Genomic DNA, 21,364 nt, shown 5'->3' on the forward strand with positions numbered 1-21,364 from the left:
GGAGAGATCAAACAATGGGAAAGATCATCGGAATCGATCTGGGCACAACCAACTCCTGCGTGGCAGTGATGGATGGCGACAGCGCCCGTGTTATCGAGAACAGCGAAGGCGATCGCACAACCCCCTCCATCGTAGCCTACAACAGTGAAGGAGAGGTGTTGGTCGGCCAGTCTGCAAAACGTCAGGCGGTGACCAATCCCCAGAACACCCTGTTTGCGATCAAGCGTCTGATCGGCCGTCGCTTTGAAGACGACGTGGTTCAGCGTGATATCGAGATGGTCCCTTACAAGATTGTAAAGGCCGATAACGGTGATGCCTGGGTTGAGGCGAACGGCAAGAAGATGGCAGCGCCGGAAATCTCGGCAAAGATTCTTCAGAAAATGAAGAAAACCGCCGAGGATTATCTCGGTGAGGAGGTGACCGAGGCGGTTGTTACCGTACCTGCTTACTTCAACGATTCACAACGTCAGGCGACCAAGGATGCCGGCCGCATCGCCGGATTGGATGTCAAGCGTATCATCAATGAGCCGACCGCAGCCGCACTGGCCTACGGCATGGACAAGAAGCGTGGCGACCAGAAGCTGGCGGTGTTCGATCTGGGCGGCGGTACCTTCGATATCTCCATTATTGAAATTGCCGAAATCGACGGCGAACATCAGTTCGAGGTGCTCTCCACCAATGGTGATACCTTCCTGGGTGGTGAGGACTTCGACCTGCGCATTATCGATTATCTGGTAGAGACCTTTAAGAAGGAGCAGGGATTCGACCTGCGCAATGACCCGCTGGCCCTGCAGCGTCTGAAAGAGGGCGCGGAAAAGGCCAAGATCGAGCTCTCCAATGGCCAGCAGACCGATATCAACCTGCCCTACATCACCGCAGACGCCTCGGGTCCGAAGCACCTGAACATCAAACTGACCCGCTCCAAGCTGGAAGCGCTGGTGGATGATCTGGTGAACCGTACCATCGCCCCCTGCCGCACGGCGCTGAATGATGCCGGCCTGAGCGCCTCCGAGATCGATGAGGTGATCCTGGTTGGTGGACAGACCCGTATGCCCAAGGTCCAGGCCATGGTTGAAGAGTTCTTCGGCAAGACCCCCCGGCGTGATGTCAACCCGGACGAGGCCGTTGCGATCGGTGCGGCCATTCAGGGCGGTGTCCTGGGTGGAGAGGTGAAGGATGTGCTGTTGCTGGACGTGACTCCCCTGTCGCTCGGTATCGAGACCATGGGCGGTGTGATGACCAAACTGATCGAGAAGAACACCACTATCCCGACCAATGCCAGCCAGGTATTTTCGACTGCCGATGACAATCAGACTGCGGTAACAGTACACGTGCTGCAGGGTGAGCGTGAGCAAGCGGGCGCCAACAAGTCGCTGGGTCGTTTCGATCTGACCGATATCCCACCGGCACCTCGGGGCATGCCGCAGATCGAGGTCAGCTTTGATATCGACGCCAACGGCATTCTCAATGTCTCCGCCAAGGACAAGGCGACCGGCAAGGAGCAATCGATTATTATCAAGGCATCTTCCGGTCTGAGTGATGACGAAGTGGATCGGATGATCAAGGATGCCGAAGCGCACGCCGAAGAGGATCGCAAGTTCAATGAACTGGTCCAGGCGCGCAACCAGGCGGATAACATGATTCACGCTATCCGCAAGTCGATGGAAGAGCTGGGTGAAGAGAAACTCGAAGCTGGCGAAAAGGAGTCCATCGAGTCTGCTATCAAGGACCTGGAAGAGGCTATCAAGGGCGATAACAAGGATGCAATCGAGGCCAAGACCAAGACTCTGACCGAGGCTTCAGCCAAAATGGCAGAGCGGCTCTATGCCCAGAAGGGCGGTGACGAGGCCGCAGCCGGCGCAGCGGGAGCTGCTGATGCGAATGCCAAGTCCGCAGGCAAGGATGACGATGTGGTCGATGCCGAGTTCGAAGAGGTCAAAGAGGACAAGTAGCGGTGTTGAGTGACGGGTTACCCGTCTGATATTTCATAGCTGAGGCGCGTTGGTATGGGGGGGCTGGAAGGTCCCTGCATACCCTCGCGCTTTGGCGGTTTACAAAGTAGATCGAATATGTCGAAGCGTGACTTTTACGAAGTATTAGGTGTCAGTAAGAACGCCAGTGAAGCCGAGATCAAAAAGGCCTATCGGCGACTCGCCATGAAACACCACCCGGATCGCAACTCCGGTGATCAGAGTGCGGATTCGGAGAAGCGGTTCAAAGAGGCCAAGGAGGCCTACGAAGTCCTTTCAGACGCCCAGAAACGTGCCGCCTACGATCAGTTTGGACACGCCGGTGTGGATAACTCCATGGGCGGGGGCTACGGGCATGGCGCCGGAGGAAACTTCAGCGATATCTTTGGCGATGTGTTCGGCGATATCTTTGGCGGTCGGGGTGGCGGTTCACGGGTGCATCGTGGCGCCGACCTCCGCTACAACCTGCAGCTCTCCCTGGAAGATGCCGTGGCCGGTACCTCGGTCAAGATTCGCGTGCCCACCATGGTCAAGTGTAATCCCTGCAATGGCAGCGGCGCCAAGAAGGGCACCAAGCCCAAGACCTGCAGCACCTGTGCCGGCCATGGCCAGGTCAGGATGCAGCAGGGCTTCTTCTCGGTACAGCAGACCTGCCCGACCTGTCGCGGCAAGGGGTCGGTTATCGAGTCCCCTTGTCCGGCCTGTCACGGGGCCGGTCGGATTCAGGAGCACAAGACGCTTTCAGTGAAGGTGCCGCCCGGGGTTGATACCGGGGACCGGATCCGGCTTTCCGGCGAAGGCGAGGCGGGCGAGAGCGGCGGTCCTGCAGGTGATCTCTACGTGCAGATCTCGGTCAAGCCGCATGAGATCTTTACCCGTGAAGAGAACCATCTGTTCTGTGAGGTTCCCATCAGTTTTGTCAGTGCCGCCCTGGGGGGCGAGCTTGAAGTGCCCACGTTGAATGGAAAGGTCGTGCTGAAGATTCCTGCGGGCACCCAGTCGGGCAAGATGTTCCGGATGCGCGGAAAGGGAGTCAAGCCGGTACGTGGAGGTCCCGTTGGCGATCTGCTGTGCAAGGTAATGGTGGAGACACCGGTCAACTTGACCGAACACCAGAAGGAACTGTTGCGTCAACTGGATGAAACCATGAAAGATGCCGGCGGCAAGCACAGCCCGCACTCCACAGGATGGATGGACGGCGTAAAGAAGTTTTTTGAGAGCATGGGTTTTTAAACGCCCCAGCTAGACAGTCCGCGGAACCAAATAAAACCAGTAACAGGAACAGCAGCGATGATCAAAATAGCAGTCGTGGGGGCCGCCGGGCGTATGGGTAAGGCGCTGATACAGGCGGTGTCTGACGCCGAAGGCATTACCCTGGGTGCCGCCACTGAGCGGCCCGGTAGTACGCTGCTGGGGGCCGATGCGGGTGAGTTGGCCGGTATCGGCCGGATCGATGTGACCATCCGGGATTCCCTGGAGGCGGTTGTCGACGACTTCGATGTCGTCATCGACTTCACTGCGCCTCAAGTGACCCTGTCTCATCTGGCGGTCTGTCGTGCTCACGGTAAGCGGATGGTGATCGGGACCACCGGTTTCTCCGAAGCACAGAAGGCTGAACTGCAGGCGGCTTCCGGGGAGATCCCCATTATTCTGGCACCCAACATGAGTGTTGGTGTCAATCTCTGTTTTAAACTGCTGGATATCGCTGCCCGAGTAATGGGTGATGAGGTGGATATCGAGGTGATCGAGGCGCATCATCGCCACAAGGTGGATGCCCCTTCCGGCACCGCCTTGCGCATGGGCGAAGTAGTAGCCGACGCACTGGGTCGTGATCTTAAAGAGTGCGCCGTTTATGGCCGTGAAGGCATAACCGGTGAGCGGGACCGGAAAACCATCGGTTTTGAAACCATCCGTGCCGGTGATGTGGTGGGTGATCATACCGTACTGTTTGCCGCGATGGGTGAGCGGGTGGAGATTACCCACAAGGCATCCAGTCGTATGACCTTCGCTAATGGTGCCGTGCGCGGGGCCGGCTGGCTGATGCAGCGGGACAGCGGCCTGTTCGACATGCAGGATGTATTGGGGCTGCGCTGAACGGGTTGCCCGGCGGAATCTGGCTGGAGGATTGGCGATGATGCTGGGCCGGTTAGGTACGCTGCTCCTGTTGCTCCTACTCATCACCGCATGCAGCAATGGTGAAAAGACCCCCGAAGAACAGATACGCGAACTGCTCGATACGGGTGAGCAGGCAGTTGAGTCCCGCTCGCTTTCTGCGGTGTCGCCACTCCTGTCAGCCACTTATAGTGGCGGTGCCGGCCGCAACAAGCAGGCGATCATGCGCCTGTTGGCCGGTTATTTTGTGGCCCACCAATCGATCCATCTGCTGACCCAGGTGAGCCGTCTCGAACTGATCGGGGAACAGCGGGCGGAGGTGACACTCTTCGTCGCCGTGGCGGGGCAACCCTTCAGCGGTGTATCTCAACTGCTTTCCATGCGCGCTGACCTGATTCGGCTGGATCTGACGCTGGCTGCTGAACAAGGTGAGTGGCAAGTGCAGTCCGGTGAATGGAGACGGGCAGAAAAACGCGACTTTCTTGAATAAGGCGTTGATCCTTACTCTGTTGGCACAGTTACTGCTGATTACATGGTCATTCCATACAGCGCAAGCCAGGAGTGATATGTGAATAGCGCGATGCCAGGTTCAAATATGCTTCCCTCTTTACTGCCTTCTTCGGCAGGAAATGGTCGTTCAAGCCTATCGGGTACAACGGCAAGTGATGGAAATGTCATTGATTTCAAAAGGATTATCAATGGGGAGCTAATGACGCCCGAAGGTATGGCCAAGCTTCAGGATATGTTGCCCCCCGATCAGTTGAGCCAGCTTGAGGCACTGCTTGAAAACGGCAATGGTTTGCCGTTTTCGGCAGATATTGCCGATCCCGCCAATGCACTGAGCAATCCTTCTCTGCTGCAGTGGATGCTTCAACTGACAGGAGCGGAGGGTGTTGGGGAGGAGATCGCCGCCACGCTCGGTGTGCAATCGACACCGGGCGTCGCTTTAACCGCGGCAGACCTGCGCGCCGCGCTGCTGCGTCAGGGTGCTGGTGGGAATTCGGTGAATGTCGAGACTGGACAAGGGAGTCGACCAGTAAATCCAGCGGATGCCCAGACGGCGTTACTGCTGACAAAAGGCGAGATCACTAACGATACTGTTGGTGTTAAACCGAGCTTGTTTACGGGGGATCTGCCGGCCGGGGTATTAAATGGTAATGGCGTGGCCACAGCGACACCGTTGAGCGCAGTGGTTTCGGGGCTCGAGCAGATATCGACCCAACGATCCGAGGTATATACACCCCCGGCCATTTCGGTTCCCGTCGGAGAGAAGGGTTGGGATAATGTGCTCAGTAACCGGGTTATGTGGATGGTAGGGAGTCAGATGCAGCAGGCGTCGCTGCATGTCACACCGCGCCACCTTGGTCCTGTCGATATCCAGGTCTCAATCCAGAATGATCAGACCAACATCAGTTTCCTGACGAACAACGCGGCGGTCAAAGAGGCTCTCGAATCGGCGATTCCGCGTCTGCGTGAAATGTTTGCCGATAACAACATGCAGCTGGTCAATGTGGATGTGGCGCAGCGTGATGCCGGGGAGCAGAAGAACGGTATGGATCTGTTCCAGCAGGCGGGTGCCGGCGGTGGGGGTAATTTTACCGCCAACGGGCAACGGGGAGGTGATGCCGACAGTTCGGAGGAGCTCGGCCCGGTCCGCGTCGTGACATCCAGTGGCCTTGTCGATGACTACGCATGAATGATCATGCCTGGCCAAGGTTGCGGGCGACAGCCCGCAACCTTGGTCGCGCTCTTTCAGCATCACGCAATTGCCACCTGCCAGGGCGGTGCCCCCTGTTGCTGAAACATTATTTGAATCTGCCGTCTCAAGTGGGAATATAGATACCATATTCCGCTGGCATCTCCTTATCGTTTTCAGACCAAAGCCGAATTACAGCCGGGATAGATGCCTTGTTGTCCTTGGCGTGGCAATTTCCAGGTACGGTTCCAGCAGAATCTTGGTTATGATACCCGCTACAGGAATCCGATCGACCATGGGAGAGATTAGACCGTGCGATTTCTAAAGCTGATTTTCATTCTACTGATCATGATGATCGGCGCTGCGTTTGCAGTCATGAATGCCGAGACTGTGCGACTCAACTACTATTTCGGGGTGAAAGAACTGCCCCTGTCGGTGATACTGGTTGCGGCTGTCGGTCTGGGTGCGATACTGGGGGTGCTTGCCACGTTGAGCAGCTCGCTGAGGTTGCGCAGGGAAAATATGAGCCTCCGGCACAAGGCAAGAATTGCCCGCCAGGAAGTGAACAATCTGCGTTCGATTCCGATTAAGGACAACTGAAAGCATGTTACGGAAAGGGATGATACCGTTCAGTTTCTTCTGTTTTACCTTCCCCCAGCCGGTGACCCGCTGAAGCCATTATGATGGAATTTTTCTGGTTACTGTTACCTGTCGCCGCCGCCTCTGGCTGGTGGGCGGCAAAGCGAAGCATCTCCCGCCAGGAGGTGACCGTTGCCGATCGCTCGCCAGGTTATTTCAGTGGTCTGAATTACCTGTTGAACGAACAACCGGATAAGGCCATTGATGTCTTTATAAAGATGCTCGAGGTCGATAGTGATACGGTTGAAACGCATTTGGCACTGGGTAACCTGTTCAGGCGACGTGGCGAAGTTGATCGTGCCATCCGGATACATCAGAACCTGATTGCCAGGCCCATGTTGAATCGCGAGCAACGTGCCCAGGCATTGCTGGAACTGGGACAGGACTATATGAAGGCAGGCCTGTTCGATCGGGCCGAGAGCCTGTTCAATGAGCTGGGTGAGATGAACATGTTCCAGGCCCAGGCGCTGGAAAATCTGCTGACCATCTATCAACAGGAAAGGGATTGGGATAAATGCCTGCAGGTCGCCAAGCAGTTAGGACAGCGTACCGGAAAATCCCGCCGCAAAGAGTGTGCTCACTACTACTGTGAACTGGCTGAAGAGGCGCAGTTCCGCAAGGATCTGATCAAGACGTCCCAGCTGCTGAAGAAAGCGCAGCAGTCAGATGAAGATTGTGTCAGGGCCACCATTCTGCAGGGCAAAATCGAGGCTATGAACGGCTCACCGAAAAACGCCATTCGTACTTTGCGACAAGTGGAAAAACAGGATCCGGCCTATCTTTCGGAAGTGCTTCCCGCGATTATCGAATGCTACCGGGAACTGGGTAACCGGAAAGAACTGGTCAGGTACCTGCGAAAACTCTATGAACTCCACCAGTCGGTCAGTAGTGTCCTGGCGTTGACCGACTTCATTCAGGAAGATGAGGGTGAAGAGGGTGCTATCCGGTTTTTAAGCAGTTATCTGCATGCCCATCCCAATCTCGAAGGTCTGGATCGTATGGTTGGCCTCTCGCTGAAGGCGGGTAAAAGCGATGGGTTGGAAAGCTTGCAGATACTGCAACAGATTCTGAATAAAATACTGGAAAGCCGTGCGGCCTATCAATGTGTCAGCTGCGGATTTAGCGCCAAGACCATGCACTGGCAGTGCCCCAGTTGCAAATCCTGGGGCAGCATTAAGCCGCGTGATGAACTCCATGAAATCTGACCCCGGTTTTTCTTCACACTGAACAGATACCAGAACTCATAAGGCAGAATCCATGACCGTCGTATCCAAGAATCCCCGTATTATTGTCGCACTCGATTACCCATCCGCCGCCCCGGCGTTGGACCTGGTATCCGGATTGGACCCTGCCTCCTGTCGCCTCAAGGTGGGTAAGGAGATGTTCACCCGTTTGGGTCCGGCTTTCGTCGAAAAACTGGTGGGAAAGGGCTTCGATGTATTTCTTGATCTGAAATTCCATGATATCCCCAATACCGTGGCGGCAGCTTGTGAGGCGGCGGCTGATCTGGGTGTCTGGATGGTGAATGTGCATGCATCCGGAGGACGCAGGATGATGATGGCGGCGCGGGAGCGGCTGGAGCCGCTGACCCACCGACCACTGCTGATTGCTGTTACCGTGTTAACCAGCCTGGGTGAGAAGGATATTGCGGAAGTCGGTTATTCAGGGGCGCCGGTGGACAACGTGATTCGCCTGGCCAGACTGACGGCGGATTCTGGTCTTGACGGTATCGTCTGTTCGCCCCTGGAGGCGGCTGAAGTGAGGCCGCTGGTGGGGCAGGAATTTCTCCTGGTTACTCCGGGAGTGCGTCCTGCCAGCGCGGCCCAGGATGACCAGAAGCGGGTGATGACGCCACTCGATGCGCTGAACAACGGCGCGGACCTGCTGGTGATCGGTCGGCCGATCACCGCCGCTGATGATCCCCAGGCGAGCCTCGATAGCATCCAGCGCGAAATTGCCGGCTTTACCAGCGTGCAATAGGCTTTTTTTCAATTCAGGCTCATGGGATGAGCCTGTCGGGGGATAATATTCTGGCGACCACCGCTTCAGGCAATCGACAATCATAAACGCCCCTATGCTGCATCTTCACCATAGCAATCAACTGGAACGGCTGGCCGATCAACTGGCCGATACCCTGCGCCGCCCACTGGTTGATACGCTGGCATCCGAGACCATTGTGGTCCAGCATCCCGGCATGGGGCGCTGGCTCTCCCTGCAGCTTGCCCGGCGTCTCTCCATCTGTGCCAATATGGCGTTTCCGCTGCCCGCCGGTTTCATCTGGCAACTGCTTCGGCAACTGCTGGAGGATGTGCCGGAAGCCGACAGTTTTAAACCCGAACTGATGCAGTGGTGGCTGTTCGAACGGTTGGTGCAACCGATGCCCGAGCAAGGTTTTGAGCCGTTGCACCGCTACCTGGCGCGTGATGATGAAGTGACGCGGTTTCAGCTGGCCGGAGAGATTGCCAACTGTTTCGACCAGTATCTGGTCTATCGTCCTGACTGGATCGAGCATTGGCAACAGGGGCGTGATGCGATAGCCGGTGACTATTGGCAGGCGGTGCTGTGGCGTGAGCTGGTGGCTGACCGGGATGCGGAACATTGGGGCGATCTGCAACAGCGGTTGCTGCGGGCGGTTGACGCGGGACAGATCAATCCGGATCAGCTCCCTGAGCGAATTTGCCTGTTTGCCCTGAACAGCCTGTCGCCCGGTTATCTGGAGATTCTTAATCTTGCTGCACGCTGGATCCAGATCCATCTCTTCATCCTGAATCCGGCAGAAGGCTACTGGATGGATCTGGTTTCCGAGGAGGAGCTGGGACGGCGTACCCTCGATGCCGCAGATCAGGCGCTGTATCTGGAGGTGGGCAACCCCCTGTTGGCGTCCATGGGCGGACAGGGGAGTGATTTCCTGGTATCCCTGCTGAACCATGACTCGGGCGCCACGGAAGCGTTTGTCGAACCGCCGGGGGATGGGCTGCTGCATCAACTGCAGCGAGACATCCTGCATGCCTGTGAAATGGAGGAGCGGCAGGATGTTGCTCGGCTGGACCCGGGGGACCGGTCGCTGCAGTTCCATCTCTGCCACAGCCCGATGCGGGAGGTGCAGGTGCTGCACGACCAGTTGCTCGCCCGTTTTGCCGCGGATGAGAGTCTGCAGCCGAGTGATATCCTGGTGATGACGCCGGACATGGACAGCTATGCCCCCTATATCGAGGCTGTCTTCGGCGAGTCGGCCGGCCACACCCATATCCCCTATACACTGTCCGATCGCAGCCGGATCACGGAGACTCCGATCGTTTCGCTGTTCCTGCAGCTGCTGGCCCTGCCCGGTGGACGCTATCCGGTGGATGAGATTTTCTCCCTGCTGGGACAGCCGCTCCTGCACCGCCGTTTTGGTCTGTCGGCGGGGGATCTTCCCCGCATCCGCCATTGGCTGGAAGCCGTGGCCATTCGCTGGGGCCGGGATGGCTCGGAACGGCTGGCGCTGGGTCTGCCTCTGACCGGGCAGAACAGTTGGCAACAGGGTCTGGACCGTCTGCTGTTGGGGTATGCACTACCCGGAAATGATGAACAACTGTTTCAGGGACTGCTCCCCTGTGCCGAGGTGGAAGGAGCAGACGCGCAGATCCTGGCGGGGTTGTACAGCTTTGTCACGGCGCTGTTTGAACTGGAGAGAGTGCTCACGGAGCCCGCTCCGCTGGCTGATTGGGCGTCGCGATTAAATGACCTGATAGATCGTTTTTTTGATCCGGATGAGGCGGAGTCGCGACTGGTTCAGTCGCTGCGCAGCAGTATCGGCCGAATTGCCGAAACGGCCGCACTCGCAGGTTTTGCCGGGAAGATCTCGCGGGAGCTGATGATAGGACAACTGCAGGATCAGTTTGCGTCACCCTCCGGTGGACGGTTTCTCGGCGGTGGCGTCAGCTTCTGCGCCCTAACCCCGATGCGCGCCCTGCCGTTTCGGGTGATCTGCATGATTGGAATGAACGATGGCAGCTTCCCAAGGGAACGACGCCCGGTGGGATTCAATCTGCTGGCCGGCCAGCGACGCCTGGGTGATAGATCGCGGCGGGCGGATGATCGTTACCTGTTTCTGGAGACGCTGATATCGGCCCGGGATCAGCTCTATTTCAGTTATGTCGGCCAGGATATACGGGATAACAGTTCACTGCCGCCCTCGGTCCTGTTGAGTGAGGTGATCGATTATCTCGATGACCATTACCGTACGGAGCAGGGGGGGCTGCCCTCGCTGCAGTTGACCGTACGCCATCCACTGCAAGCCTTCAGTCCGCGCTATTTCTACCCGGATACGGGGCTGTTCAGCTATGCAGATGTCAATTGCCAGGGGGCCAAGGCCCTGTTGGCTCAGGTCACTCCACCTGTAAGGTTTATCCAACAGCCGCTGACAGAACCGGAGGATCACTGGCGACAGGTCGAACTGATTCAATTGATCCGTTTCTATACCAATCCGGTCCGCTATCTGCTGTCGGCAAGATTGGGTATCACCATCGCCTACGAACAGGCGGGGATGGAGAGCCGTGATCCCTTCGAACTGGACTATTTTCAGCGCAGCGAACTTTTTCAGCGTCTGGTGCAGGCGTCGATGGAGGGGGGCGCCCCGGGGCAACGGCTGCTGGTGGAACGTGCCCGGGGCACGCTGCCCCACGGCACCAGTGGCCTGGTGTTGTTCGAACGTCTGGCCGACAGCGCCCGACAATTTGCCGACCGGTTGCAGCCGCTCTATCCGGCGACGGAGACCCAAACCCTGACGGTGGATTTTTCCCACGGAAGCCTGCGCCTGATGGGGCGGCTGGAGGGGGTCTCCCATGCCGGTCTGCTCGACTATTCGCTGGAAAAAATTCCCGATCCTCAACTGCTTGCCCTGTGGATCAGGCATCTGCTGCTGAATGTCGCCGATGCAGATGCGGTGAGGCCGGTCACCCGCTGGCTCAGCCGTGAGGGGCTGGTGACCCTGCACCCCGTCGCCGATGCGGCAGAGCGTTTAGGGGATCTGCTGGATCTCTACTGGGAGGGTCTGCGTTGGCCGCTGCCGCTGTTTGCCCGCAGTGCACGCAGTTACGCCACGGCGTTACAGGAGGGCAAACCGCGCGAGCTCTGCCTGCAGCGGGCGCGGCAGAAGTGGTTCGGCGGCTATCAGGGGTTTGCCGAGTATGACAATCCGTACTACCGGCTCGCCTTCCCCGATGGCGAGGTGCTGGATGAGACCTTTGAGAACTTGAGTGAGCGGGTCTTCGCGCCGCTGCTCTCGGCCATGGAGGTGAGCTGATATGCAACGGCTCGCCCTGTTTGAGACCCCCCTCGATGGCATGAACCTGATTGAAGCCAGTGCCGGGACGGGCAAGACCTACACCATTACCGGACTCTATATCCGACTGATACTGGAACAGGGCCTGTCGGTGGAACAGATCCTGGTCGTCACCTATACCAAGGCGGCCACGGCCGAGTTGCGGGAGCGTATCCGCGCCCGCATGGTCGAACTCAAGCGCGCTGTCGAGTGTGGTGAGGAGGATGAGTTCCGCGCCGCCCTGATGGTCGATGCACAAACCACCGAGCTGCGGCTGCAGCGCCTGACGCTGGCCATCCTCAGCTTCGACCGGGCAGCCATCTTTACCATCCATGGCTTCTGCCAGCGGCTGTTGTCGGAAAATGCCTTTGAGAGCGGCATGCCGTTTCAGACCGAGATGCTGCTGGATGAGCGGCCCCTGGTGCAGGAAGTGGTGGATGATTTCTGGCGCAGTCGGATACAGGACATCCCGTCCGGCCTGCTCGGGTACCTGCTCGATCAGGGTATGAGTCCCGATCAACTCGCTCTCGGTTTGCGTGGTCATATCAACAAACCCTACCTGGAGATCCGCGGGCAGACCATGCCGGCCGATCTGGCCGAGCGGGAAGCGGACTTTTTCGCACGGTTTGGCGAGGCGCGCCAGCTCTGGCTGGCCCAACGTGACGGGATCGTGGCCCAGCTCAAGCAGTGCGATGGGCTGAACAGAAATAAATATCGTCCAGCGTCCATCGATAAATGGGTGCTGGCGATGGATCTCTATCTGCAGCCCCATCCCGGGCCGCGCTTCAAGGAGCTGGAGAAGTTTGCCAGTTCCGCGCTGGCGGCTTCGCTGAAAAAGGATGGTACCGCGCCGGATCATCCCTTCTTTGATAGCTGTGAATCGCTGCTGCGCGCAATTGATCCGCTGGACCAGCGCTATGAGCAGGCTCGTGTGGCCCTACTTGGTGAACTGATCCGCTACGTCAATGAGCAGTTGCAGATGCGTAAACAGCAATTGCGCGTTCAGTCCTACGACGATCTGCTGCTGAATCTGCAAACGGCCCTGCGCGGGGAGCGTGGCGCAGCGCTGGCGGAGAGGGTGCGCCACACTTATAGCGCGGCCCTGATCGATGAGTTTCAGGACACCGATCCGGTCCAGTACGAGTTTTTTCAGCGGCTGTTTGTACAGCAGCCTGGGGTGCTGTTTCTGGTCGGGGATCCGAAACAGGCCATCTACAGTTTTCGTGGCGCCGATATCTTTGCCTATCTGCGAGCCAGCGCCGAGGCCGGGAAACGTTACACCCTGGATGTAAACTGGCGCTCCGTGCCGCCGCTGATCGAGGCCGTCAACCGGCTGTTTGACCAGCCCCAGGGGGGGTTCCTGTTTCAGCAGATACCGTTTCAACCCTCCCGGCCGGCCGACCGCAAGTCGGCGCGACTGATCGACCCGGCTGGTGATGCGGCCTGTTTCAGGGTCGGTTTTATCCCTGGTAAACAGAGCAAGGAGCAGGCTTCGCAGATCGCTGTCGAGTGGACCGCTCGGGAGATTGCCCGTTTGACCGGTTCGGGGCGGGACGGCACTGTCCGCCTTGGTGAGCGTCCCTTGGTCGGGGGTGATATCGCCGTGCTGGTGAGAACCCACCGGCAGGGTGAGTTGATACGCAACGCCCTGGCCGAGCGGGGGATTCACAGTGTCCAGCGTGCCCAACAGGATGTGTTCCAGACTCATGAGGCGACCGAGCTGGAACGGTTGATGCGAGCGGTGATGGAGCCACAGCGGGAGGGCCTGGTCTACGCCGCGCTGGGTAGTGATCTGCTGGGTATGTCCGGGGATGAAATCGCCGGACTGGTCACAGATGAAGTGAAACTGACCGGCTATCTGGAGCAGTTTCAGAGCTATCATCAGCTCTGGTCGGCGCAGGGGTTTATGCGTATGTTCCGCCATCTCATGCGGGAACAGCGGGTGGCCGAGCGGTTGCTGGCACTCCCGGGCGGCGAACGGCGTATGACCAATACCCTGCACCTGAGTGAGTTGATCCATCAGCAGGAGCGAGATACCGCCGCCGGCATGGAGGCACAGATTAACTGGCTGAGCCAGTTGCGGCAGGGGGAGCTGCCCGAGGATGAACAGCGTCAGCTGCGGCTTGAGAGTGATGACAACCTGGTGCAGATCGTCACCATCCACAAGAGCAAGGGCTTGCAGTATCCGGTGGTATTCTGTCCCTTTGTCTGGGATGGTGGCCTGCGCACGATTCGGCCGGGTGAGGCATGCCGTTTTCATGAATCCGGGCAACACGACCGGGCAGTACTGGATCTCGGTTCCCCCCAGTGGCCGGAGGCCCGACAAGCAACCCAGGCCGAAATGCTGGCGGAGAGTCTGCGACTCTTGTATGTGGCTCTGACACGGGCCGAACAGCGTTGTTACATCACCTGGGGCGAGGTGAACGGGGCCGATGCGTCACCGCTCGCCTGGCTGCTGTATCCCCCGCCGCCGCCCCTGGGCGGTGATCCGGTTGGGGAACTGGCGGCGCATTTCCGTTCCCTGGATCAATCACAACTGTTGGTGCGCCTGCAACAGTGGGCCGACCGGCAGCCCGGCCAGGTGCGAATCACTCCCTGTGAGGTTGACCTGGCGAACCCGGAGGAGGACGCCGCCTTGTCCGCTTCGGTCCGCCAGGAGCGTTACAATACCGAGGATTTATGCGCGCAACCATTCAACCGGCAATTGAGTCGTGGCACCGCGGTGACCAGCTTCTCCGCCTTGACGGCCGGCAGTGACCACTTCGACCAGCCGGATCATGACGAACCCCTTGTACCGATTGATGTTGCGGTTGAGCTGTCACCCATCCGCTCCCGCTTCAGCTTTCCCAAGGGCGCCAACCCCGGCAGCTGTCTGCATGCCATTTTCGAGCAGCTTGATTTCAATCGACACAGCCCCGATGAATTGCGCAGGCTGGTGCAGCAGCAGCTCGCCGAATACGGCATTGATCTGCAATGGCGGGCTGTGGTCTGTGAAATGGTCAATGATGTGCTTGATACCCCGCTTGAGTCGGGTCGTGAGCGATGCCTCAGGCAGCTTGGCAAGGCGCAGTGCCTGGTGGAGATGGAGTTTAACTACCCGGTGTCACGGCTGCATGCACAACGGCTGGCCGCACTGCTGATCGAACAGGGATTCGCGGTGTCGGACTCCCTGCTACAGGCGATTCACCGGCTCTCCTTTGGCGAGATCAAGGGGTACCTGAAGGGCTTTATCGATCTGATTTTTGTCGACGATGGGCGCTATCATCTGCTCGATTACAAGTCCAACTGGCTGGGTGACCAACCGGTAGATTACGCCCAGGCCAATCTCGCCTCCGCGATGGCGCGGGACGGCTACTTTCTGCAGTACCTGCTCTATAGTGTGGCGCTACACCGTTATCTCGCGCAGCGGATTCCCGAGTATGACTATGAACGTCACTTTGGCTCTGTCTACTATCTGTTTATGCGCGGCATGTCCCCGGCAACCGGGGCGGAGTACGGTGTCTTTCGGGATCGCCCGGCAAAACGGCTGATTGAGGCACTGGATCGCTACTTTGCCGGGATAGAGGTCCGGGCATGAGTCAGGCGCTGGATATCATCAGGGGATTGAAGACACAGGTTCAGTTCACCGATCTGGATCTCCATTTTGCCGCTCTGATCGGCCGACTGGCCGATGATCAACGTCTCGAGGTGCTGCTCGCAGCCGCATTGACCAGCCACTGTACTGAAGCGGGTGATGTCTGTCTGCGACTTGCCGATTGGAGCGGTCGTAATGTCGAGGGGTTGCAAGGAGAGGTTAGACTGCCCGCCTGTGCGGACTGGATTCGCCTGCTGCGGAAGTCTCCGGTTGTGGGTGTCCCCGGTGACTTTCGGCCGCTGATCCTGGACGGGGCAGGACGTCTCTATCTGCAGCGTTATTGGGCGTATGAACAGCAACTGGCCGACCTGCTGCTGGATCGTAGTCGGAGAGATGTCGCCGCGGTGGATCCACAGCGCTTGCGGCAGGCGTTGGCGCTGTTGTTTCCCCCGCAGCCGGAACTGGTGACTGACTGGCAGAAAATCGCCGCTGCTGTAGCGGTGCAGAAACGTCTTACGGTGATTTCCGGGGGACCGGGGACCGGCAAAACCAGCACGGTTGTGCGGATTCTGACGCTGTTGCAGCAACAGGCCGGTGACCGGCCGCTGGTGATCGCCCTGGCGGCGCCGACCGGAAAGGCCGCGGCCCGCCTGCAGGACTCCATTCAGAGGGCGCTGGAGCACCTGCCGGTTGCCCCCGACCTGATGGAAAATATACCGACGCAGGCAATGACCCTGCATCGGCTGATGGGCAGTCGGCAGGATTCCGTTCAATTCAGACATGATGCCGCCAATCCCCTACCGGTGGATCTGCTGGTCATTGATGAGGCGTCGATGGTGGATGTGGCGCTAATGGCCAAGGTGGTGGCCGCTTTGCCGGCCGAGGCTCGTCTGATCCTGCTGGGTGATCGAAACCAGCTCGCCTCGGTTGAAGCTGGCGCGGTGTTGGGCGATATCTGTGGGGATAACCCCGGTTACACTGCTGATTTCCAACAGTGGCTTGAACTGTTCACGAATCAGATTCTTCATGAAGAAACGCCGGCACATCATCCATTAGGCAACTCTGTGGTGCAACTGCGTCACAGCTACCGTTTTGGCCGACACAGCGGCATCGGACAGCTTGCCGAGGCGGTGAACCGGGGCGAGGGGGAAGCGGCGCGGCAACTGCTGGAACGGGAGGACCTGGGCGATATCCGGTTGTTGGTGAAACCGGACGATCCGGTGGCGTTTGCCGTATCCGCTTATCGCTTCTATTTGGAACGAATAGCTCGTGGTGCCAGGGTGGAAGAGGTGTTTGCCGCTTTTGACGGCTTTCGGGTTCTCTGCGCCTTGCGGTCGGGGCCAGCCGGCGTGTCAAGGTTGAATCAGGAGATCCGGCATCGCCTCGAGATAGTCGGCCTGGTAGACCGTGGAGTGGCGTGGTACCCGGGGCGGCCGATACTGATTACCCGAAATGACCACAATCTCAAACTTTACAACGGGGATGTCGGTATCCTGCTGGCGGATGATTCAGGGGAGATGCAGGTCTGTTTCCAGACCCCGGGCGGCGTACGTCGGGTGAGCCCGGCGCGACTGCCTCCCCACGAAACCGCCTTTGCCATGACGGTACACAAAAGTCAGGGTTCAGAGTTTGAGCGGGTTCTGCTGATCCTGCCGGAGCGGGAGAGTCCGCTGCTCACGCGTGAGCTGATCTACACCGGACTCACCCGAAGTCGCCGCGAGTTTATCCTCTCGGACAGGCATGGAATGCTTGCCCCGGCGATTGCGCGGTGCACCAGAAGGGCCTCAGGATTGCGAGAGAAATTGTGGGGCGGGGAAGGGAAATCGTTGGCGTGAGTGTGACAACAATCACCGTTATCGACAAATATATCTGGCCATCCGGTTATTTGTGAGTCTTATCACCGCAAAAAGAGTAAAAACTGTCTAAAAATCAACTAACAGATCCTGATTACTTGCCTTTCACTTTAATTCGGATAATACTCATGCAGCTATTTAAGAAAGTAATAACTTTCCGGCAGAAGAAGAGGGGGGATAACCCTCTGAGTGCGGATTGGCGCGAAGGTCTTCAACGGCCACATTCAGATCGATGGATCGGAGAATCCAGGTGGTTGAACATCAAGGGGCACGGGTCAAGGGAATGGCTGTCTCTGAACTTGAATAAACGGGGATAGGGTTCAATGCACAATATCATGGTGCTCAACGCAAAAGGCGGCTGTGGGAAAACAACAATATCCACCACGCTGGCCTGCTATTTTGCCGGCCAGGGCTACAAGACAGCACTCATGGATTACGACCCACAGAACTCCAGCCACCACTGGCTGGATATGCGAAAACCCTCCCAGCCGCAAATCCATTCAATCGATGCCGCACGGTCTCGGACCGGAATGACCCGCACCTGGCAACTCCATACCGGAGTGGGAACCGAGGTCGTGGTTATAGACACCCCGGCCGGTGTCACCGGTGGACAACTGGTGGAGCTGTTCAACAAGGCCGATACTATCCTGATTCCGGTAATGCCCAACATTATCGATTTACAGGCGATTGAGGGTTTTCTTACCGAACTGATGCGGTTTGCCAAAAACCGACTCCATGGTAAGCGGATCGCCATGGTCATCAATCGGGTGCGTTTCAAAACGGCGACGTATGAGAAAATTGAAGACCTGTCGTCCAGGATGGGGATACCTCTGATTGGTTCGCTGCGTGATACCCACAACTATGCCATTGCCATGGAGTCCGGCATGGGTATTTGCGAAATGAAGAGCAGCGTCTCATCAAAAGACCGCAAACAGTGGCAGCCCATTATCAACTGGTTGCACGAAGCGATTCCGGGCAAGGAACCCATGCAGGAGGCGAAGTTTGCCGAGCTGCAGGGCTGGCAGCCGGAAGTGAAAAGCGTCGCGCTCTCCTAATGCCACACCGCCCGATGTTCCCTGTGTCCGGATAAGCGATTTCGGGCAAGGTTTTTCCTGTTAAATCAATACAGTATTTTTTTTACTGCCCTTATAAATATAAATTTGGGATAACCCATTCATCCATGTGGTAGGGTATGCCCTGAATTTATATTGGGTGCGATGCCGTTGCTCAATCGGCCAAGGTCCTGTCAGTGGAACCAGATTGGGATCATGACCGGATCGGATGAGTATCCCGCTGATTTCTACAGCTACCCGATTGCATGGTTTTATTGTAATCGGATACAAAAATATTAAACGATAAACTGTTCTAAGGAGATCTAGAGAGATGATCAAGCCTGTCGGATCCGATACCCTTCAGCCGCTTTTTGTCTATGACACTGATAAACATCATGCACTGATGCATGAGGCCGAGTCTTTGCCGTCGGTGATTATCAGCTCCCAGGCCGCAGGCAACGCGGTGATGCTGGGCGCTGGTTATTTCAATCCCCTGAAAGGTTACATGACTGTTGGTGACGCCATGGGCTGTGCCGAGCATATGAAAATGTCCGACGGCAGTTTCTTCCCGGTGCCCGTGCTCTGCTTGCTGGAGAGTGTGGATGAGCTCCAGGGCGTGGGACGTATCGCGCTGCGGGATCCGAATGTGGAAGGCAATCCGGTCCTGGCCGTCATGGACATCAATACCATCGAGCAGGTCTCGGATGAGCAGATGGAGATCATGACCCGTCGGGTTTACGGCACCACCGATCCGGAGCACCCCGGTGTGGCGGCGTTTAATAGCCAGGGACGCTACGCAATCTCCGGTCCGATCCAGGTGTTGAGCTTCAGCTATTTTCAGACGGATTTTCCGGATACCTTCCGTACCGCCGTTGAGATCCGTAATGAGATCCAGGAACGCGGCTGGCAGAAAATTGTCGCCTTCCAGACCCGCAATCCGATGCATCGGGCGCATGAAGAGTTGTGTAAGATGGCCATGGATGCAGTCAAGGCCGATGGTGTGGTGATTCACATGCTGTTGGGCAAGCTGAAGCCAGGCGATATCCCTGCTCCGGTTCGGGACGCGGCGATTCGCAAGATGGCTGAGCTCTATTTCCCGCCCAACACCGTCTGTATCACCGGTTATGGCTTCGATATGCTCTATGCCGGTCCTCGTGAAGCGGTTCTGCACGCCTATTTCCGGCAGAACATGGGCGCAACCCACTTCATTATCGGTCGGGACCATGCCGGTGTGGGTGATTATTACGGCGCCTTCGATGCCCAGACGATCTTCGATACCGAGGTGCCGGCAGATGCTCTGGATATCGAGATCTTCAGGGCCGATCACACCGCCTATTCCAAGAAACTGAATCGGGTAGTGATGATGCGTGATGCCCCGGATCACAGCAAGGAAGACTTCGTGCTGCTCTCCGGTACCAAGGTACGTGAGATGCTGGGGCAGGGCATGGCGCCGCCGCCTGAATTCTCCCGTCCGGAAGTGGCCGAGATTCTAATGAATTACTATCAGTCGCTGAATTGATGTTATGCCCCCTCTGGCGTATTCGCGCCGGAGGGGTATTCGCGCTCCCGTTTTTTGAACAGTCCCCCTCCGGACAACCTTCCCGGTCTATCCCAACCCACCATTGACACTGATTAAACTCGCCTGATTTCAGGCAATGCCTGTCATTTTGAATCCATTGTTTATCGTCGATGAAGCCAGTTTTTGATATCTGCAGATGAGTCTGTCAGAACTCATAGTTATTCGACAGCATGTTATTTCAGCAGTTAAGATGCAGGTCATTTTGACTGGCAATAGCAAAAAAACAGTGGAGGAGTGCTTAGATGAAGATTGAAACAGTCGCGATACACGGGGGATTTGAACCGGATCCCACGACCAAGGCGGTAGCAGTGCCGATATATCAGACCACTTCGTACGCCTTTGATGATACCCAACACGGCGCCGATCTGTTTGATCTGAAAGTCCAGGGCAATATTTATACCCGCATTATGAACCCGACCACGGACGTGCTGGAAAAGCGCGTGGCGGCGATGGAAGGCGGTATTGGCGCATTGGGACTGGCATCCGGCATGGCGGCCATTACCAACACGATTTTTACCCTGTGTGAGGCCGGTGACAATATCGTTACCACTACTACCCTCTACGGTGGTACCTACAACCTGTTTGCCCACACCTTGCCGCAACTGGGGATTCAGGCCCGTTTTGCCGATCCCAGGGATGTTGACGCTATGGCGGCATTGATTGATGAGCGTACCAAGGTGGTATTCTGCGAGTCCATCGGCAATCCTGCAGGCAATGTGGTGGATATCGGGGCAATAGCAGATATGGCCCATGCCCACGGTGTGCCGCTGGTGGTGGATAATACCGTCCCATCTCCCTATCTCTGTCGTCCGTTCGAGCATGGCGCGGATATCGTGGTGCACGCTTTGACCAAGTACATGGGCGGACACGGCACGACTATCGGTGGGGTGATTGTGGATTCAGGAAACTTCCCCTGGGCAGAGCATGCGGATCGCTTTCCGCGCTTGAATCAGCCGGACGTCTCCTACCATGGTGTGGTCTATACCGAGGCTCTGGGGCCGGCCGCCTTTATCGGTCGGGCACGGGTGGTGCCATTGCGCAATATGGGCGCGGCTATTTCACTATTCAACAGCTTCCTGGTTCTGCAGGGTATCGAGACACTGCCGGTGAGGATGGATCGTCATTGTGAAAATGCCCTGGCGGTCGCCAACTATCTGCAGTCCCATCCCCAGGTTGAGTGGGTCCGGTACGCGGGACTGGAGGGAAGTCCCGACAAGCATCTGGTGGATAAATACATGGGTGGGCGGGCTTCCAGCATTCTCTCCTTCGGCATTACCGGAGGCAAGGAGGCGGGTGGACGCTTTATCGATGCCCTGAAACTGGCGGTTCGTCTGGTGAATATCGGCGATGCCAAGACCCTGGCCTGTCATCCGGCTTCCACGACCCATCGTCAGCTTAATCCAGACGAGTTGGCCAGGGCGGGGGTGAGTGAGGATTTGGTGAGGCTCTCAATTGGAATTGAGCATATCGACGACATCATCGCCGACCTTGATCAGGCGCTCACCGCCTCGCGCTGAGTCTGTACGAGCGTGGGCGGTCTTTTGGACCGCCCACTTTTGTTTTATCACGCCTACAGGTCGGGCT

The 21,364-nt window shown here is 57.5% G+C and carries 14 protein-coding genes; all 14 read left to right on the forward strand.

From position 1 onward, the window contains the following. The first annotated feature begins 14 nt into the window (after positions 1-14). The 14 genes from dnaK to A3GO_RS0116845 all read left to right on the forward strand — a co-directional run bounded on the left by dnaK (position 15) and on the right by A3GO_RS0116845 (position 21,297). Positions 15-1,952 carry a molecular chaperone DnaK gene (dnaK, locus tag A3GO_RS0116780; RefSeq protein WP_029134389.1) on the forward strand — a complete coding sequence of 646 codons (1,938 nt, stop codon included), beginning with the start codon at positions 15-17 and terminating at the stop codon, positions 1,950-1,952. Between the two features lie 117 nt (positions 1,953-2,069). After that, complete coding sequence (dnaJ, locus tag A3GO_RS0116785; protein WP_029134390.1) at positions 2,070-3,203, forward strand: molecular chaperone DnaJ; 1,134 nt, start codon at positions 2,070-2,072, stop codon at positions 3,201-3,203. 57 nt (positions 3,204-3,260) lie between these two features. Next, positions 3,261-4,064 carry a 4-hydroxy-tetrahydrodipicolinate reductase gene (dapB, locus tag A3GO_RS0116790; RefSeq protein WP_029134391.1) on the forward strand — a complete coding sequence of 268 codons (804 nt, stop codon included), beginning with the start codon at positions 3,261-3,263 and terminating at the stop codon, positions 4,062-4,064. 40 nt (positions 4,065-4,104) lie between these two features. Further along, positions 4,105-4,572: a hypothetical protein gene (locus A3GO_RS0116795; RefSeq protein ID WP_169720417.1), complete on the forward strand. Its 468-nt coding sequence runs from the start codon at positions 4,105-4,107 to the stop codon at positions 4,570-4,572. A 219-nt stretch (positions 4,573-4,791) separates the two neighbouring features. Next, entirely contained in the window at positions 4,792-5,778 is a 987-nt protein-coding gene (locus A3GO_RS25450; protein WP_169720418.1) for a flagellar hook-length control protein FliK, read from the forward strand. A gap of 312 nt (positions 5,779-6,090) precedes the next feature. After that, the gene (locus A3GO_RS0116805; protein ID WP_029134394.1) at positions 6,091-6,378 is read left to right on the forward strand and encodes a LapA family protein; all 288 of its coding nucleotides are present in this window, start codon (positions 6,091-6,093) and stop codon (positions 6,376-6,378) included. An 80-nt stretch (positions 6,379-6,458) separates the two neighbouring features. Beyond that, positions 6,459-7,622 carry a lipopolysaccharide assembly protein LapB gene (gene lapB, locus A3GO_RS0116810; RefSeq protein WP_029134395.1) on the forward strand — a complete coding sequence of 388 codons (1,164 nt, stop codon included), beginning with the start codon at positions 6,459-6,461 and terminating at the stop codon, positions 7,620-7,622. Between the two features lie 52 nt (positions 7,623-7,674). Beyond that, positions 7,675-8,397 (forward strand): orotidine-5'-phosphate decarboxylase, encoded by a 723-nt coding sequence (gene pyrF / locus A3GO_RS0116815; protein ID WP_029134396.1) that lies wholly within the window; start codon positions 7,675-7,677, stop codon positions 8,395-8,397. 94 nt (positions 8,398-8,491) lie between these two features. Then, positions 8,492-11,704: an exodeoxyribonuclease V subunit gamma gene (gene recC / locus A3GO_RS0116820; protein ID WP_029134397.1), complete on the forward strand. Its 3,213-nt coding sequence runs from the start codon at positions 8,492-8,494 to the stop codon at positions 11,702-11,704. 1 nt (position 11,705) lies between these two features. After that, on the forward strand, positions 11,706-15,299 hold the full coding sequence (recB, locus tag A3GO_RS0116825) for an exodeoxyribonuclease V subunit beta (protein WP_029134398.1): 3,594 nt from the start codon (positions 11,706-11,708) through the stop codon (positions 15,297-15,299). After that, positions 15,296-17,131, forward strand: a complete 1,836-nt coding sequence (gene recD, locus A3GO_RS0116830; protein WP_051302493.1) for an exodeoxyribonuclease V subunit alpha — start codon at positions 15,296-15,298, stop codon at positions 17,129-17,131. The genes recB and recD overlap by 4 nt, the downstream gene beginning before the upstream one ends. 341 nt (positions 17,132-17,472) lie before the next feature. Further along, the gene (locus A3GO_RS24240; protein ID WP_051302495.1) at positions 17,473-18,204 is read left to right on the forward strand and encodes a nucleotide-binding protein; all 732 of its coding nucleotides are present in this window, start codon (positions 17,473-17,475) and stop codon (positions 18,202-18,204) included. 328 nt (positions 18,205-18,532) lie between these two features. Continuing rightward, the gene (gene sat, locus A3GO_RS0116840; RefSeq protein WP_029134400.1) at positions 18,533-19,720 is read left to right on the forward strand and encodes a sulfate adenylyltransferase; all 1,188 of its coding nucleotides are present in this window, start codon (positions 18,533-18,535) and stop codon (positions 19,718-19,720) included. Positions 19,721-20,022: 302 nt separating this feature from the next. Beyond that, positions 20,023-21,297: a bifunctional O-acetylhomoserine aminocarboxypropyltransferase/cysteine synthase gene (locus A3GO_RS0116845; protein WP_029134401.1), complete on the forward strand. Its 1,275-nt coding sequence runs from the start codon at positions 20,023-20,025 to the stop codon at positions 21,295-21,297. Positions 21,298-21,364 lie beyond the last annotated feature (67 nt).

Origin of the sequence: Sedimenticola selenatireducens DSM 17993, from assembly GCF_000428045.1 — a bacterium.
In the GTDB taxonomy this organism is placed as follows: domain Bacteria; phylum Pseudomonadota; class Gammaproteobacteria; order Chromatiales; family Chromatiaceae; genus Sedimenticola; species Sedimenticola selenatireducens.

Excerpts from the sequence above, each read along its gene's own strand:
- recC (WP_029134397.1), top strand. The coding sequence starts at position 8,492 with ATGCTGCATCTTCACCATAGCAATCAACTGGAACGGCTGGCCGATCAA.
- pyrF (WP_029134396.1), top strand. The coding sequence starts at position 7,675 with ATGACCGTCGTATCCAAGAATCCCCGTATTATTGTCGCACTCGATTAC.
- dnaK (WP_029134389.1), top strand. The coding sequence starts at position 15 with ATGGGAAAGATCATCGGAATCGATCTGGGCACAACCAACTCCTGCGTG.
- lapB (WP_029134395.1), top strand. The coding sequence starts at position 6,459 with ATGATGGAATTTTTCTGGTTACTGTTACCTGTCGCCGCCGCCTCTGGC.
- dnaJ (WP_029134390.1), top strand. The coding sequence starts at position 2,070 with ATGTCGAAGCGTGACTTTTACGAAGTATTAGGTGTCAGTAAGAACGCC.
- dapB (WP_029134391.1), top strand. The coding sequence starts at position 3,261 with ATGATCAAAATAGCAGTCGTGGGGGCCGCCGGGCGTATGGGTAAGGCG.
- A3GO_RS0116795 (WP_169720417.1), top strand. The coding sequence starts at position 4,105 with ATGCTGGGCCGGTTAGGTACGCTGCTCCTGTTGCTCCTACTCATCACC.
- A3GO_RS0116845 (WP_029134401.1), top strand. The coding sequence starts at position 20,023 with ATGAAGATTGAAACAGTCGCGATACACGGGGGATTTGAACCGGATCCC.
- A3GO_RS24240 (WP_051302495.1), top strand. The coding sequence starts at position 17,473 with ATGCACAATATCATGGTGCTCAACGCAAAAGGCGGCTGTGGGAAAACA.
- recB (WP_029134398.1), top strand. The coding sequence starts at position 11,706 with ATGCAACGGCTCGCCCTGTTTGAGACCCCCCTCGATGGCATGAACCTG.
- sat (WP_029134400.1), top strand. The coding sequence starts at position 18,533 with ATGATCAAGCCTGTCGGATCCGATACCCTTCAGCCGCTTTTTGTCTAT.
- recD (WP_051302493.1), top strand. The coding sequence starts at position 15,296 with ATGAGTCAGGCGCTGGATATCATCAGGGGATTGAAGACACAGGTTCAG.
- A3GO_RS25450 (WP_169720418.1), top strand. The coding sequence starts at position 4,792 with ATGACGCCCGAAGGTATGGCCAAGCTTCAGGATATGTTGCCCCCCGAT.